This window comes from Enterococcus sp. DIV0660C, from assembly GCF_017316125.1.
GTDB lineage: Bacteria > Bacillota > Bacilli > Lactobacillales > Enterococcaceae > Enterococcus_B.
In genome coordinates, this window is record NZ_JAFLWA010000038.1 from 1 (window position 1) to 15,273 (window position 15,273).

Sequence of the window (15,273 nt, forward strand, 5' to 3'; positions counted from 1 at the left end):
CTTTGCGGCACTTTTTTTCTAAGGAGGAAATCATTTTTAAACTTCATCAGAACGTGACAGTGGTATCTTCATTGGTAATTAGTTGAATAACATGAGCCAAAAATTTTTCAGGATCTTCTCCTGTTAATTTTTCCTCACGTTTCCCATCGAGTAAATGATACATCTTTTGATCATCTTGTAAGAGATAGTAGTCATTTTCACCTTCAATATGGAATGCTTGAAGATCATCTGGAAATTCAATATGGATGTCAATTACGCTGATACCACCCAAACGACTGGTCAAATAATCTTCTACTTCTTTTGCTGTTACAGTTTTCATATTTTTCGCCTCTTTGTTTTAATAATTTTATTATATACCTATCAAAAAAGATTGGGGTAAAAAACGTCTTGCTGAAATTGAAGCATAATGATCAACGAAGTTCATCTGTTATGCTAAACTATGAAACAGTACGAAGAAGAAAGGACGTAATCGTGATGAAGACATTAGTAATTGTCAGCCATCCCAATCTTCAAGAATCATTGAATCAACAATTTTTTAAAGAGGCATCCAAATCGCTTGCGATTACATGGCATCATTTAGAATCTGTCTATCCAACCGGAGAAATCAACTTAAATGACGAATTAGCGTTGTTAGCGATGCATGATCGAATCATCTTTCAATTTCCTCTTTATTGGTATAGCGCGCCTGCACACTTAAAAATATGGCAAGACACAGTTTTGGCTAAAGCAAGCAAAGTATTGAAAGGGAAAGAATTTGGTGTCGTAGTAACGACTGGTGTGGCGGAAAAAGAATATCAAGCAGGTGGTAAAGAAGAGTTCACCTTGTCTGAATTTTTGCGCCCGTATCAGCGAATTGCTCACAAATTTCAAATGAACTATTTACCTCCATTTATGTTAGCACAATTTATGTATCAGACTTCTGAGGTACGATTTGAACGCTTGATTGCTTATCAGCAATATCTTTCTTTAACTAGAAAACCAAGTCTTGTTCAGCGAATCAACTGGTTTCTTGAGCAGATAGAAAAAAAATCGTATTTTTCAGAACCGCAAAAGTCCTATCTCCTAGATGGCTTAAAAGAACAACAAGAAATGATCGAAGACTTGACTTTCACACTGAGGGAATTAAAGGAGGAAAATGAATGAATAGTGAGTGGTTACAACAACAAATTGATGAGCTCAATGAAAAAAATGTTCATTATGAAGATGCTGCTTTGTTATTTGAATTGAAAAAATTAGTCAAAGAAAGCGATGAGCGTATCACTCAACTTCAGGGAGAAATTGATGGGAAATCATGGAATCATCGTGAATGGTAAAAACGATTAGAAAATTTTAAGAAAAAAATGTGCATAACTATTGTTATTTGTTACAATGAAGATAAGGCATAACACTATTTTTAACATAAATTATTGGTGGTGAACTTATTGAAAAATAAAAATGAACGAGAAGAAAATGTTCGGATGTCTAGAAGACGTCAGCAAAAGCAACGAATGCAAAAAAGATTATTGATTATTGGTGCTTGTTTGGCAGCAGTCTTGGTGATTGGTGGCTCAGTTTGGGGATTGACGCAGTTCGGAAAATCAAATTCTAGTGCCAAAGAAACGCTTGAAACAACTGTTTCTTCGACGCCAAAAAATGAAAAAAAAGAGAAGAAAAAACAAACCAAACAAGCGACAAAAACAACGGATAGTTCAACAAAAGTATCAACAGGAACAAGTAGTACAGGCAAAGAGTCAGCTGATGAACTACAAACGATTCTAACGACTTACTCAAAAAAATTAGCGGAACAAACACCGATCTTGATTGATGAATACCAAACAGAAATCCAATCAAATCAAAATGGGGTTGCAGGATTATCTTCGATTGCGAATCAGAAAGCATTAGCGCTGCAAGCAATTTCAAATGAAGGAATCAGCAAATTAAAAGCTGCACACCAAGCAGATACTTCTTCAACTGTCGATATCAATGCTTTAGTTGATCAATTATCAAGTAAATACACAACTGAAGTAGCAAAAATATCAGATATTTATTTACGGACAAGTAGCGCGCTACAAGCTGAAGAAGCGAACAAGCAAGAAACAAGTAGTTCAACTTCAGAAGAAACAATGACTTCAGCAGACGAACCGACGGCTGAAACAATAAATAGTCAAACGACCGATACCTCAGAGACTGGGACAAGTCAAGCTGCAACAACTGTTGTCTTAGCCGGTGAAGGCCCTAATCAAGTCGCACAACGTACGGGTGTACCAGTGGAAACGATCTTAGCGCTGAATGGGATGACGATGGATGATTACTTCTTAACTCCGGGCGCTGTCCTTCAACTGCAATAAGTAAAAAAACTGCGAGATGTTACTACCTCTAGAAAATTTCTTTTCAAGAGTAGAACAGACTCGCAGTTTTTTTGTTTAAGCTTTCTTCACTCGTTTTTCACGAAGAAAGTAATGAATCGTCATGAAAAATAAAAAGGCTAAACCAATCAGCAAGGAAATTCTTGTTTCAGGATTGATGAACATAAAACAAAGAATAATAGCTAAAAACAATAAAGTTAAATAATTGGTATAAGGGGATAACGGCATTTTAAATGGATGCTCAGTCATCTGTTCCGCATGGATTTTACGGAATTTGATTTCACTGATCAAAATGACAATCCAAGGAATCATTCCTGGTAAAATACTTGAACTATAAACAAAGACAAAAATATTTTCAGAGTGAGTAACAAACATTGGTAGCAAATAATTGATGACCAAGCCAATCAAGATACCTCCTGAAATTGCAACAACTGGGTAAAAGGGAACTCCATGTCGAGACAATTTTAAGAAACGTTTAGACATTTTTCCATTAACTGCTAAGGTGTAAATCATGCGACTTGCGCTGAAAATGCCTGAGTTACAACCAGACAAGGCAGCAGTTATTACAACAAAGTTGATCAATCCAGCGGCAAAAGTGATCCCAATTTTCGCGAATGTTTGAACAAAGGGAGACCCAATCTCACCAAGTTGATTCCATGGATAGATACTTACAATAATAAAAATAGCACCGATATAAAAAATAAGAATGCGTCCAATTGTAGATTGAACAGCTTCAACGATTGTTTTTTGTGGATTTTTTGCTTCACCAGCAGTCATCCCAATTAATTCAATTCCTTGATAAGAAGCAATCACGATGGATAAAGCAAAAAAGAAACCTTTCACGCCACCGGTAAAGAAGCCACCATTTTTCCAAAGATTTGAAATACCAATAGGTTGACCGTGATTACCAAAACCAAAGAAGATAACGCCTAAACCAGCAACAATCATTAAAATGATCGTTACGACTTTGATCATCGAAAACCAAAATTCTAATTCACCGAAGGCTTTTACTGAAAACAAGTTAGCTAACATCAAGAAAAGTATCACAGTGATACCAGGAATGATGGTTGGTAAATTCGGCCACCAATAATTCATATACTCACCAACGGCAATGACTTCACTAATTCCAACTACGACATATTGAAAAATATTGCTCCAAGCCGTTAAATAACCAGCAACTGGATGGATATAATCACTTGCGTAATTAGCAAATGAACCTGTAGAAGGGTCGACATAAAGCATCTCGCCCAGTGCACGCATGATCAAGTATAGGAACAATCCGGCAACAGCATAAGCAATCATTACAGAGGGGCCAGTCCAGCGAATGGTTGAAGAGGCACCCATAAACAATCCAACGCCGATTGTCCCTCCCAACGCAATCATTCGAATATGACGTGCGCTAAGACTTCGATTTAATTTTCCTTCTTCCATACAAAAACTCCTTTCATAATTTAGAGAATAAGCCAATATATTTGATTAGATTTATCAGTTAAAAAAATAAATTATTGATAAATAAAAACAGTTATTAAATTAATCTCTTGATGTGATTTTACAGAAAGGATTCAAAAAACGCGAGAAGAATTTTAATTTAACCACAAATTTTTTTGTTGAAAATGTTTTCTTAATAGGTTAAACTATCTTTAAATAAAAAGTTAGGTAAACCTAAAAAAGGAGTGCTTGGAATGGTGAAACCAACAATCAGCGTACAAAATCTTTCCGTGGCCTATCAAGGAAAGATTGCTTTGAAAAATATATCTTTAACAATTCAATCAGAAAAAATGACAGGAATCATTGGACCAAATGGTGCGGGAAAATCAACTTTTATGAAATCTTTATTAGAATTGATTCCCAAATCTTCTGGCACTGTGACGTTTTCAGGAAAATCAGTAAAAGAAGTACGAAAAAAAATTGCTTATGTAGAGCAACGAAGTGCAATGGATCTATCCTTTCCGATTGATGTTTTTGGGGTTGTGTTACTTGGAACATATCCTTCGTTAAGAATTGGAAAAAGACCCGGAAAACGAGAAAAAGAGCGAGCAGCACAGGCGTTAGTCAAAGTAGGTATGGAAAAATATGCTGATCGACAAATCAGCGAATTATCTGGTGGCCAATTACAACGAGTATTTATTGCACGAGCGTTAACACAAGGTGCGGAATGGATTTTTTTAGATGAGCCATTTGTGGGAATCGATGCTGTTAGCGAGAAAAAGATTTTTTCAATTTTACAAGAATTGCGTGCAGAAGGTAAAACGATTTTGATCGTTCATCATGATTTGCATAAAGTAAATGAATATTTCGATGAAGTGATTTTATTAAATCGTGAGCTAATTGCGGCTGGGACGGTCCAAGAGACCTTTACTTCAAATAATCTGCAGCTAGCTTATGGTGAAGTAATTGGTCAATTGGTAAAGGGGGAGTAAGCATGATTCAATCGTTTGTTGATGGTGTGTTAAACTATCAGTTTTTACAATATGCACTGATTACATCTATTTTAGTCGGATTAGCTTCAGGAGTGATTGGTTCATTTATTATTTTACGTGGGATGTCTCTGATGGGTGATGCGATTTCTCACGCAGTTTTACCCGGAGTGGCAATTTCTTATATGTTTGGGTTTAGTTATATTTTGGGTGCAACTGCTTTTGGGGTGCTGACTGCCGCATTGATTGGTTTCGTCACACAAAAGAGTCGCTTAAAAAATGATACGGCAATCGGAATTGTTTTTAGTTCATTTTTTGCACTAGGGATCATTCTTATCTCTTTTGCTCAAAGTGCAACTGATCTTTACCATATTCTATTTGGTAATGTTTTAGCTGTTCGCGAGAGTGATTTATACCTCACGGCAATCGTTAGTGCTGTTGTCTTATTATTTATTTTTGTTTTTTATAAGGAGTTGAAAATTACTTCCTTTGATCCAATGATGGCAAAAGCCTATGGATTAAATACAACATTTATTCATTACGCATTGATGTTCTTCTTAACGTTAGTTGCTGTAGTAAGTCTTCAGACAGTAGGAACGATTTTAGTGATTGCCATGTTGATCACACCAGCTGCAACAGCGTACTTGTTAACGAATCGTTTATCAACAATGATTGCTTTATCTGCGAGTTTTGGTGTGTTGAGTGCAATCGTTGGTGTATTTTTCAGTTACAGTTATAACTTACCTTCAGGGGCAACTATCGTGTTAGCATCAGCTGTCTTTTTTGCCCTAGCGTTTTTATTTTCACCAGCAAAAGGTATTTTGTTTCAAAGAAAGGAGCAGACAAATGAAAAAATCTAAATTACTAATCTTGTTATTCGCACTAGGGATTTTCCTGGTAGGTTGCTCAACAAAGAGCGAAAAAGCAGAACAAACAAAAGAAGGAAAATTGACGGTTGTTGCGACAAATTCCATTCTGGCAGACATGGCAAAAGAAGTTGGCAAAGACAAAGTAACGATTCATAGTATCGTACCCGTGGGAACTGACCCACATGAATATGAAGTTTTGCCAGAAGATATCAAAAAAGCCAGTGATGCAAAAGTTATCTTGTATAATGGGCTGAATTTAGAAACAGGCAATGGTTGGTTCAATAATTTGATGGAAACAGCTAAAAAAGTCGAAGAGGAAGATTATTTTGCTGTTAGCCGTGAAGTAGAGCCACTTTATTTAACAAGTACTGGTCAAGAAACACAGGCAGACCCACACGCATGGCTAGATTTGTCTAATGGAATCAAATATGTTGAAGAAATTACTCGGATTTTGAGCGAAAAAGACCCAGAGAATAAAGAAGTGTATGAAAAAAATAGTCAAGAATATCGCCAAAAACTTGAATCATTAGACCAGCAAGCAAAAGAGTCATTTGCTACGATCAGTGAAGAGAAAAAGTTATTAGTCACCAGTGAAGGCGCATTTAAATACTTTTCCAAAGCGTATCAATTACCAGCGGCTTACATTTGGGAAATCAACACAGAAAGTCAAGGAACGCCTGATCAAATGACCGCAATTATTGACCAAGTCAAAGCGTCAAAAGTCCCCGGTTTGTTTGTAGAATCGAGTGTGGATCCTCGAAGCATGGAACGTGTATCGAAAGAAACTGGTGTCCCGATTGCTGAAAAATTATTTACAGACTCAGTCGCTAAAGCAGGTGAAGAAGGCGATTCGTACTATGGAATGATGAAATGGAATATTGACGCAATCCATAAAGGTTTATCAAAATAAATGGATCTCAAAGTTGGGCTGAAACATTCTTTTGTTTTGGTTCAACTTTTTTCTATTTTTCTGAATTAGTTGTTAAAATAATGTGTCGATAGCAGACAACGAGTTGAAATAAAAAATGTCTTACAAAAAATGTATTTTTAATTCAATGAGATGATTATTTGAGAGCATAATTTTTCACGTTTTTTTAGGCTAATAATGTTTTTTTGTTTCGATTTCCGTTATAGTTAAAGGTAAGAAGGAGAGGTGTAGCTATGAATTTCACACGTAAAGATAAGCAACAAATAAAAGAAGAAGTCTTTCGTTTGCTTGACCAACAAGAAGCAACTGAAAAAGACCAAGACCTTCAATTTCTTGAAACTGAGATGGCAAAATTATTCATAGCGAATGCAGCAGATGATGTAGTTGAACCAGAACGTTATGTTGGAAAGTGGATTTTTGATGAGTTTCAGCCGCTAGATGAAATGACTGGAATTGGTTACTTTGTTTTCATTTCTGCAGTTGGATTCATACCGGGAGTCTTAGTTAAACAGAATCAAGAAATTCAAACTAAAGCTTGGCCAGCACTTTTTTCTGTCATTGGAACTGAAAATGTTATTCAGAAAATCCAAGCAGCTTATTACAAGAGCTCATTTATTGCCCACAGTAAATTAATGAATAGCTATTATAATCAGTTGATGTTAGTGGCACGACCAGGAAAAATCCCACAAACATTTACTTATACACAACAAAAAAATTTACATGAAGATGTTTTATACTCTCGAGATTTATCGGAACTTTCTCAAACAGAGCAAGTACGTTTGCATCAATTGTTGAATACAAAACCAGTTTCTTGGAACTTTTTTCAAGCGTTGGATGATAAGAAAAAGCTGATTTCAACGAATTATTGGGAAGTTTTTGTCACTCGTAATCGTTGGTTAAAGGAAAAGAAAGTCGCCGATCAACAAATTGAGTTTGTTCAATTGAAAAAAGATAAATTATATTATGGGTTATATAGTCGGTAATCTTGATACCAATAACCTATTACTTATTTACAATAGAAGAAAAATGAAATAAGCGAGGCAATTTATGACTTTAAAGGAAGAAATCATTCGCGAAAGTAAACGACTAGGCATTGATAAAATCGGGTTCACGACTGCGGAACCGTTTGATCATTTAAAGGAATCTCTGGAAGAACAAAAAGCCGCAGGTCATACTTCGGGCTTTGAACATCCAGTGATTGAAGAACGACTTTACCCAGAAAAAACATTTGATCACCCCCAATCAATTATTTCCATTGCCTTAGCATATCCTACAAAAATTCATGAGGAAATTCCAAAAGATGAAAAAAGAGGACAGTTTGCCCGTGCTTCTTGGGGAATCGATTATCATGATATTTTACGAGATCGTCTAAATCGTTTGATTGAATTTATTACGACCCGTGGGAAACAGTGGCAAACGGAGGAAGAGTGGCGCTTTGCTCCACAAGTGGACACGGGAGAATTGATTGATGTAGCAGTCGCACAGCGGGCAGGTTTGGGTTTTATTGGGCGCAATGGTCTATTGATTACGGAGGAGTTTGGCTCTTTTGTTTATTTAGGCGAAATTGTTACAAATATCGTTTTCGAACCGGATGAACCTGGTGTATTTGGTTGTGGCGACTGCACCCGTTGTATCGACGGGTGCCCCACGAAAGCATTGCTTGGTGATGGACGAATGAATGCCCAAAGATGCTTGTCTTATCAGACCCAGACAAAAGGGATGATGCCAGAAGAGTATCGAAAAAAAATGCGTAATGTCATTTATGGTTGCGATATTTGTCAGTTAGTTTGCCCATATAATAGAGGTAAAGATTTTCATTTCCATGAAGAAATGGAGCCGAAAGTTGATGAAGTATACCCAAAACTAAAACCAATGCTTTCCATTTCGAATAAAGAATTCAATCAGCAATTTGGACATCTAGCTGGCTCGTGGCGTGGGAAAAAGCCACTTCAAAGAAATGCACTGATTGCCTTGGCGAATCTAGGGGATCGAGAGTCATTACCAGAAATTGCTAATTGTCTAAAAGATATTCGTCCTGTGATTCGTGGGACAGCGGCTTGGGCAATTGGACGCTTAGGTGCAAGAGACCCAGAAGAATGGCTAACTATTCTGCAAGACGCATTGGTGAAAGAAATAGATGAAGAAGCGAAGCTAGAATTTGAAAAAGCAATTGAAACTTTACAAACGAAACAAAGAAAAAAACGGAGATAGCTAAAAAGTGTAAGGTTTTTCCTAATTTTTGCTAATTCACTCATTTTTAGTCAGTAATTGTTGTAACAATTGCTGACTTTTTTGCTGCTTTTGGGCTTTTTTGACTGAAATTTGTTATTTAAGCAAAAAAAAATCGTGTTTTTCTTCTAGATTTTTTGTTCTAATGTTACAAAATGTCAATTTTTTGTGAAAAAACATATTACTTGTTGAAAATGTTTTCTCCTTTGACGCCAAAGGTTTCTACGACTTTAGACTGAGATGATAGACTGGTGAAATGTTACAAATATTAAAAAAATTGTCATTTTGTCATCAAATGTCATCATTCTTTTACCTATGAAATATTTTCAAATGTTAAAGTTAATGACGTTGAAAGAAACTAAGAGGACATGAGGGAGTTTAATATATGAATTCAATGAAGAAAATCGTTTTAGGAACAACTTTTGCTGCAGGTGCTGCAATGTTTGTGGGAGCTACAGAAGCTCATGCTGACGAAACTTACACAGTTAAATCAGGTGATACTTTATCTACAATTTCACAACAATTTGCAGGTGACAATACTTTAATTGACACAATTGCAGAAAAAAATTCTATTTCTGATATTAATCGTATCTACGTTGGTGAAGAATTAACAATCCCAACATCAGGCGAAGTTTCAACTAAAGCAGAAGTAAAAACTGAAACTAAACAAGAAACAGCAACAACTGAACAAGCAACTCAACAATATACATACGTTGCACCAGTTGAAACTGTTGAACCAGTAGTTGCAACACCAGCAACTCCTGCAGCTTCAACAAGTGATGCAAAAGAATGGATCGCTCAAAGAGAATCAAGCGGTTCTTATACAGCTACTAACGGACGTTATATCGGACGTTACCAATTAGATTCATCATACTTAAATGGTGACTACTCAGCTGCCAACCAAGAACGTGTTGCTGATGAATATGTATCATCACGCTACGGTTCATGGGACGCTGCTAAAACATTCTGGTTAGCAAACGGCTGGTACTAAGCCGAGCAACCAACTGAAACCAAAATAGTTGAATCCAAGAAGATCACTTTTGAGTGATTTTCTTGGATTTTTTTTTAAAATTGTAAATTTCTCATATCAATTGCTGTAGAAGAATCGATAAGGGATGCCGTAAGACAAAAAAATAGTGCTGAGATATAATATTTATAAAGCGTTCTCTATTTTTTGACTTAAAAGGAAGGTGAGCGAATGAGTACGATATCAGGACATTCACAAGCGACAATCAACTTGAATAACAATTTATTTTCGAGTATTCGAGTAATTATTGAAACAGCATTTTATGGTAATAATGTACAATTGATTGATCATTTAGCACAGGCATATCAGTTAGCAACCAAGAGTCCTGGAACGATTGTCACAGATTTAGCTGTATCTCATACCGAAGAGTTAAAACTACCAAAGGATAGTAAAGTATTAGTTTTTAATGATGGTGAAATCATTGGACGAACAGCGGCAGCTCGTAGAGTGATCGGTGAACCAGGAATTAGTCAAGTGAAGTATGAAAAAATTTTGCGGGAAGCAATTTATCAAAGTAGAATACGTCAGTTTTACCATGGCAAAGTCATAGTTGGATTGGATCAGGAATTTTCGGTGAAAGCACATGTGTTGGTTCCAGAAGGATTTGAGAATAATTTATACTCTTATTTATTAAATTTTGAAGTGCTAACAGCAGAGAGTGAAACTGACTATCAGCATTCGCAAACATATAATGAGGGGGATCTGTACATTTTTGCTGATCCAGAATGGCAGCATCCAGCGTTTCCTGATGGTCTGGTGTTGATTGATGCTATGCATAATGTTGCAGCTGTTTTGGGTCTGCGTTACTTTGGTGAGCTAAAAAAAGCTACGTTGACTCTTGCTTGGGCGTTAGCCAATCGGAATGGTTTCATTGCATGTCATGGAGGATTGAAGCAATATCAATTTCCAACACATCGTTACACAATGGCAGTTTTTGGCCTATCTGGTTCTGGGAAATCAACGATCACTTTAGCGAGAAGTGCAGATGATGTAGTCACTGTATTGCATGATGATGCATTTGTCATCTCAAAAAAGAAGGGATCGACCACAGCATTAGAACCAGCATATTTTGACAAAACACAAGACTATGCTTCAAATGATCCAACAGTTTCATCATTTTTAACTTGTCAAAATGTAGGCGTTACGTTGAATGACTCTGGGGAAAAAGTATTAGTGACTGAAGATATTCGGAATGGCAACGGTCGAGCAATCAAATCAAGGTTTGTTACGCCAAATCGTGTGGATCATTTGGACGATAAAATCGATGCAGTTTTTTGGATTATGAAAGATGATGTTTTTCCACCGGTTGTTAAAATCAATGATCCTATCTTAGCTGCAATTTTTGGTGCAACTTTAGCGACAAAACGGTCAAGTGCAGAAAATATCCGGAAGGAAGAGGTCGATCAATTAGTATATGTTCCATATGCTAATCCGTTTAGAGTATATCCATTAGCTGAGGACTATCAGGCTTTTAAAGAACTATTTGAAAAACAAGATACTGATTGCTATATTTTAAATACAGGATATTTTGACCAAAAAAAAATTACGCCTGAAGTCACTTTGAAAAGTGTAGAGGCTATAGCTAAAAAACAAGCGCAATTTCTGCCACTAGGAAAGCTATCAGAGCTGTCTTATTTGCCGGTGACTGGGTTTCCTGAGCCATTCAATGAAGCAACTTATCAAGAATGTTTGTATCAGCGGTTGACTTCAAGATATCAATTCATTCTGGAACAAGAAGAATTGTTGAGTGGTTATCATGAACTTCCTGCTGAAGCAATAAAATCATTGAAAGGATTGCTAAAAAAGTTGAAGAAATAAAGGATGTTGATAAGAACCAAAAAGTTATTTTTAGTGTGAAGACAGTGATTCACAGATAATGTATTCAGGCGAACTATTTCCAACAGCTTTTTTCGGTGGGAGGAAAGTTAAATAATCGATCAAATGAAAAAAGAGCGAGACAGAAGTCCGCTCTTTTTTGTGTTTACAATCAACCAACCGTCTTTGAAAGATAAGTTTTTATTTCTTTTTGATATTTTTTTTTCGACCAATTTCCTGTGTTTAGGTAATCTGCTAACAAATACCCGATGTAAGGACCAGTTGTTAAACCGGATGATCCTAGTCCGCTTGCCACTAGTAAAGTAGGATCATCTGGTACTAAGCCAAAAAATGGTGAAAAATCAGACGTATAAGCACGAGTACCCACACGGAAATGGTAACGCCAAGCGGTAAGTTGTTCTGGATTGGCTAGAAAATCTTTCGTGTGAGTAGTAAGCATTTCATAAGCAGTTTCGGTAGGGGATAAGTCCCAACCACCATCGTTTTCGTGTGTTGCACCAATCAAAATTTTACCAGACATGAATGGAATAAAATCGGCTTCGCCATCCAGCATCGCTACGGGCCATTTGCTACTATTTTGATAAGGAGAATCAAAAACTAGAAGTTGTCCTTTTTGAGGTCGAATATCAACTGTATAGCCAATAGTTTCCAGCAAAGGTTTTAATGCGGGGCCAGGTGTAAGGATGATTCGATCAACTAGTTTTTCGCCAAACGCACCTTGAACCAACCATGCATCACCTTTTGGCTGAAACGCAACACGGTCATTGATGATTGCTACTTGCTGATGTGTTAAACGTTTTGCTAGTTGTGTTAAATAAGCTTTGCCATCAAGCTTTCCACCACCACTAATGTGAAGTGAAGGTGCTGGTTTAAGTAGTTCAAGTTTAGCAGTTGTTTGAGCGGGTGTTAATAGTTCAATGTTACCGATTTCTGGTGCTTCTTTTTTACGCTCCTCCGCTAGTTCGGCAAGTGAAATCAATTCATCTTGCGGTCGTAATAAAAGTGTTCCTGAACGATCATAAATGGTTGAATCTAATTGGAAATCTTGAATCAATTTATCGAAGAAAGCAGCACCATCTTTAGCTAGTTGATACCACTGTTTGTTTCGTCTTTTTGAAAGCCAAGGAGAAATAATTCCCGCACTGGCTTTGGTTGCTTGACCAGTGGAGTCATCAAATAATGTGACTTCAAACTTGGTTGTATCTAAATAATTTGCAAGGGTCATACCGATGATGCCACCGCCAATAATGGCAATTTTTTCCATAAAAGAGCCTCCTTTTTCGTTTTCATTCTTACACAAAAAGAAGATGGATGCAAACACCCATCTTCTTTTTGTTTATTGTTGTTTTTTCTTTAAATAGTAAGGCATAAACTGGGCAAAGCTAATAATCAGTAAGATAAGTAAAACACCCAATGCTGCTTTTGAACCTAAAGTAGTAGCTGCTTCGTAGTGCAACGTGGAGTGGTCTTGCACAAGGTTGATAATGATCGCTACTAGCGAGGTGGCAATCGCACCAGAAAACTGTTGAAGCGTGTTGAATAGTGCATTTCCATCGCCTTGGAACTCTTCGCTTAATGCATTCATTCCAGTAGTCATCATATTACTGTAAGAAAGACCAATACCAATCATGTAGAAAACATGACAAGCTACTAACCAAATCAAGGATGCATGACCAATCAATAAAACGAGAGCTAGCCAACCAATCGTCGATAAGATTAAACCAGCTAAGATTGGTTTTTTAGGTCCATGTTGATCGAGTAATTTTCCGGAGAAAGGAGACAAAATCGCACCAATTGCGGCTCCCGGAAGCATGGACAAACCAGCAATAAATGCGGTATCTCCTTGAACGATTTGAATGAAGTTTGGCAAGACAAATGAAACACCGAGTAGTAAAAATTGATAAACTAAGAAACTAAATAAAAATAATCGGAAGGTTTTATTAGATAGAATCGATAAGCGAATCAAGGGTTGATCAATTGTTTTTGAACGTTGATAGAACACTAAGAAACCAATGATTGCAATAATCAAAGAAACCCAGCTAATTAGTTGACCAATCGTGCTCAGGAATGTTAAAGCACCACTGAAAAGTAAGCATAACCCTAATACGCTAAGTAAATCTAAATGACCACCCTTTGCTACATTTGTTTCAGGGATGGCAAATAGACCAATCACTAGTGATACCAGTAAGACTGGCACAAGAAATAAGAAAATATGATTCCAAGTAAAAGCGGAGGTCAAAATCCCACCATAGGTTGGTCCAATAGCTGGCGCAATCGCTGTAGTCAATGTTCCGACACCAATCATCGCACCGCGACGATTCATAGGTGCATACGTCAAAATGATATGAAACATCAATGGAAGTGCGATACCAGTTGCAATCCCTTGTAATAGTCGTCCCATTAGAAGAAACATGAAAGTTGGTGAGAAGAAATCAACTAAGATGCCGGCAAGAAACAGAAGATTTGAAAACAAAAATAATTTTCGAATACTAAAATTGCGGTTTAGATAGGTTGATAATGGTACGATGATTGAAATCATCAATAAGTAAATCGTTGTTACCCATTGGACTTGAGCAGTTGTCAAATCAAATTGCTTAATCAACGTTGGGAAAGTTACATTCATCGCAGTTTCAATCAGAACACCTGCGAAGGACATGATCCCAGTCGCAATCACTGCGGGAACAAGTAGTAGTTCTTTTTGTTTTGTCATACATTTCACCTCTTAAAAATTTCGCAAAAAAAGAGAGAAGATTTCTATTGTCAATAGAAATCGCCTCTCTCTCGACACGCATTTACGTGTTATCTGTACGATTGTTTGCTGGAGTTATTTTAGCATAGACTCAAATTTTATGTCAATAAAATTAGTCAAGACATCTCAAAAAGGTTATGATTAAATGGAGTTTAAAAATGGAAATAAAACAAGAAAAAATCGTAAATATATAAATAGGCTAGGAGAAAAAGAAAATGGATAAAATTGAATGGCGTAAAGCTGAATCTGGCTATCGAGTAACAAAAAAACCACAGATTTTAGAATTGCCAGCACAAAATTTTTTTACGATCAAAGGTGTAGGTGATCCAAATCAAGAGGATTTCCAAAGACGCATTGGAGTGTTATACCCAGTGAGTTATGCAATCAAAATGTCACCGAAAAATAATTGGGCTATTCCTGGTTACCAACCATACACAGTTTACCCACTAGAAGGTCAGTGGGGATTACAAGAAAAATATTTGCAGGAAAAAGTGATGTTGAAGGAACACTTTGCTTATCAACTGATGATTAAACAGCCTGATTTCGTGACACCGGAGATTGCCCAACTTGCAATGAAGCGTTCAGCAAAAAAGATTCCTGAAGAGTTACTTGCACAATTACAATTTGAGACAATCGAGGAAGGATTAGTTGGACAAATTTTACACATTGGTTCTTACGATGAGGAGCAAAAGAGTTTTGATAAATTAGCAGTCTTTCTCGGAGAAGAAGGATATCAGCGGATAGGAAAAGAGCACAAAGAAATTTATTTAAGTGATCCTAGAAGAGTAGCGCCAGAGAAACGAAAAACAATTTTACGTGTGCGCATTGCCAAAAAGTAAAGGATCAAAAGTAATTTTCAAAGTAAACACGCCA

15 protein-coding genes are annotated in these 15,273 nt (G+C 36.7%); 11 read left to right on the top strand and 4 right to left on the bottom strand.

The window, feature by feature from the left end; translation table 11 throughout:
• Positions 1 to 46 precede the first annotated feature (46 nt).
• Positions 47 to 319 (bottom strand): hypothetical protein, encoded by a 273-nt coding sequence (locus tag DOK81_RS10070; protein WP_206910487.1) that lies wholly within the window; start codon positions 317 to 319, stop codon positions 47 to 49.
• 155 nt (positions 320 to 474) lie between these two features.
• On the opposite strand from DOK81_RS10070, the gene DOK81_RS10075 reads away from it, so the two are divergent.
• The 3 genes from DOK81_RS10075 (at position 475) to DOK81_RS10085 (ending at position 2,327) form a co-directional block, all read left to right on the top strand.
• The gene (locus DOK81_RS10075) at positions 475 to 1,143 is read left to right on the top strand and encodes an NAD(P)H-dependent oxidoreductase (RefSeq protein WP_206910490.1); all 669 of its coding nucleotides are present in this window, start codon (positions 475 to 477) and stop codon (positions 1,141 to 1,143) included.
• Complete coding sequence (locus tag DOK81_RS10080; RefSeq protein ID WP_206910491.1) at positions 1,140 to 1,313, top strand: hypothetical protein; 174 nt, start codon at positions 1,140 to 1,142, stop codon at positions 1,311 to 1,313. Before DOK81_RS10075 ends, DOK81_RS10080 begins: the two co-directional genes overlap by 4 nt.
• A 108-nt stretch (positions 1,314 to 1,421) precedes the next feature.
• On the top strand, positions 1,422 to 2,327 hold the full coding sequence (locus tag DOK81_RS10085; RefSeq protein ID WP_206910492.1) for a peptidoglycan-binding protein LysM: 906 nt from the start codon (positions 1,422 to 1,424) through the stop codon (positions 2,325 to 2,327).
• 75 nt (positions 2,328 to 2,402) lie between these two features.
• Here the strand turns inward: DOK81_RS10085 and DOK81_RS10090 are convergent, their stop codons facing one another.
• Positions 2,403 to 3,776, bottom strand: coding sequence for an amino acid permease (locus DOK81_RS10090; protein WP_206910493.1), 1,374 nt, complete (start codon positions 3,774 to 3,776; stop codon positions 2,403 to 2,405).
• A 251-nt stretch (positions 3,777 to 4,027) separates the two neighbouring features.
• Between DOK81_RS10090 and DOK81_RS10095 the strand changes: the two genes are divergently transcribed.
• The 7 genes from DOK81_RS10095 (at position 4,028) to DOK81_RS10125 (ending at position 11,633) form a co-directional block, all read left to right on the top strand.
• On the top strand, positions 4,028 to 4,765 hold the full coding sequence (locus tag DOK81_RS10095) for a metal ABC transporter ATP-binding protein (RefSeq protein WP_206910495.1): 738 nt from the start codon (positions 4,028 to 4,030) through the stop codon (positions 4,763 to 4,765).
• Positions 4,766 to 4,767: 2 nt separating this feature from the next.
• Positions 4,768 to 5,622, top strand: a complete 855-nt coding sequence (locus DOK81_RS10100; protein WP_206910497.1) for a metal ABC transporter permease — start codon at positions 4,768 to 4,770, stop codon at positions 5,620 to 5,622.
• Positions 5,609 to 6,541, top strand: coding sequence for a metal ABC transporter substrate-binding protein (locus tag DOK81_RS10105; RefSeq protein ID WP_242589987.1), 933 nt, complete (start codon positions 5,609 to 5,611; stop codon positions 6,539 to 6,541). The genes DOK81_RS10100 and DOK81_RS10105 overlap by 14 nt, the downstream gene beginning before the upstream one ends.
• Before the next feature lie 251 nt (positions 6,542 to 6,792).
• On the top strand, positions 6,793 to 7,542 hold the full coding sequence (locus DOK81_RS10110) for a hypothetical protein (protein ID WP_206910500.1): 750 nt from the start codon (positions 6,793 to 6,795) through the stop codon (positions 7,540 to 7,542).
• Between the two features lie 64 nt (positions 7,543 to 7,606).
• Positions 7,607 to 8,770 carry a tRNA epoxyqueuosine(34) reductase QueG gene (gene queG, locus DOK81_RS10115; RefSeq protein WP_206910502.1) on the top strand — a complete coding sequence of 388 codons (1,164 nt, stop codon included), beginning with the start codon at positions 7,607 to 7,609 and terminating at the stop codon, positions 8,768 to 8,770.
• A gap of 403 nt (positions 8,771 to 9,173) precedes the next feature.
• Positions 9,174 to 9,779, top strand: coding sequence for a LysM peptidoglycan-binding domain-containing protein (locus tag DOK81_RS10120; RefSeq protein ID WP_206910504.1), 606 nt, complete (start codon positions 9,174 to 9,176; stop codon positions 9,777 to 9,779).
• Between the two features lie 207 nt (positions 9,780 to 9,986).
• Complete coding sequence (locus DOK81_RS10125; protein ID WP_206910506.1) at positions 9,987 to 11,633, top strand: phosphoenolpyruvate carboxykinase (ATP); 1,647 nt, start codon at positions 9,987 to 9,989, stop codon at positions 11,631 to 11,633.
• 169 nt (positions 11,634 to 11,802) lie between these two features.
• Here the strand turns inward: DOK81_RS10125 and DOK81_RS10130 are convergent, their stop codons facing one another.
• Positions 11,803 to 12,915, bottom strand: coding sequence for an FAD-dependent oxidoreductase (locus DOK81_RS10130; protein ID WP_206910507.1), 1,113 nt, complete (start codon positions 12,913 to 12,915; stop codon positions 11,803 to 11,805).
• A gap of 72 nt (positions 12,916 to 12,987) precedes the next feature.
• Entirely contained in the window at positions 12,988 to 14,361 is a 1,374-nt protein-coding gene (locus tag DOK81_RS10135) for an MFS transporter (protein ID WP_206910508.1), read from the bottom strand.
• A 254-nt stretch (positions 14,362 to 14,615) separates the two neighbouring features.
• On the opposite strand from DOK81_RS10135, the gene DOK81_RS10140 reads away from it, so the two are divergent.
• A complete protein-coding gene (locus DOK81_RS10140; protein ID WP_206910509.1) occupies positions 14,616 to 15,239 on the top strand; it encodes a GyrI-like domain-containing protein in 624 nt (207 codons plus the stop codon).
• Positions 15,240 to 15,273: the final 34 nt, after the last annotated feature.

Bases quoted from the DNA above. Each gene is read 5' to 3' on its own strand.
- DOK81_RS10070 (WP_206910487.1), bottom strand. From the start codon at position 319: ATGAAAACTGTAACAGCAAAAGAAGTAGAAGATTATTTGACCAGTCGT.
- DOK81_RS10075 (WP_206910490.1), top strand. From the start codon at position 475: ATGAAGACATTAGTAATTGTCAGCCATCCCAATCTTCAAGAATCATTG.
- DOK81_RS10080 (WP_206910491.1), top strand. From the start codon at position 1,140: ATGAATAGTGAGTGGTTACAACAACAAATTGATGAGCTCAATGAAAAA.
- DOK81_RS10090 (WP_206910493.1), bottom strand. From the start codon at position 3,776: ATGGAAGAAGGAAAATTAAATCGAAGTCTTAGCGCACGTCATATTCGA.
- DOK81_RS10095 (WP_206910495.1), top strand. From the start codon at position 4,028: ATGGTGAAACCAACAATCAGCGTACAAAATCTTTCCGTGGCCTATCAA.
- DOK81_RS10100 (WP_206910497.1), top strand. From the start codon at position 4,768: ATGATTCAATCGTTTGTTGATGGTGTGTTAAACTATCAGTTTTTACAA.
- DOK81_RS10105 (WP_242589987.1), top strand. From the start codon at position 5,609: ATGAAAAAATCTAAATTACTAATCTTGTTATTCGCACTAGGGATTTTC.
- DOK81_RS10110 (WP_206910500.1), top strand. From the start codon at position 6,793: ATGAATTTCACACGTAAAGATAAGCAACAAATAAAAGAAGAAGTCTTT.
- queG (WP_206910502.1), top strand. From the start codon at position 7,607: ATGACTTTAAAGGAAGAAATCATTCGCGAAAGTAAACGACTAGGCATT.
- DOK81_RS10120 (WP_206910504.1), top strand. From the start codon at position 9,174: ATGAATTCAATGAAGAAAATCGTTTTAGGAACAACTTTTGCTGCAGGT.
- DOK81_RS10125 (WP_206910506.1), top strand. From the start codon at position 9,987: ATGAGTACGATATCAGGACATTCACAAGCGACAATCAACTTGAATAAC.
- DOK81_RS10130 (WP_206910507.1), bottom strand. From the start codon at position 12,915: ATGGAAAAAATTGCCATTATTGGCGGTGGCATCATCGGTATGACCCTT.
- DOK81_RS10135 (WP_206910508.1), bottom strand. From the start codon at position 14,361: ATGACAAAACAAAAAGAACTACTACTTGTTCCCGCAGTGATTGCGACT.
- DOK81_RS10140 (WP_206910509.1), top strand. From the start codon at position 14,616: ATGGATAAAATTGAATGGCGTAAAGCTGAATCTGGCTATCGAGTAACA.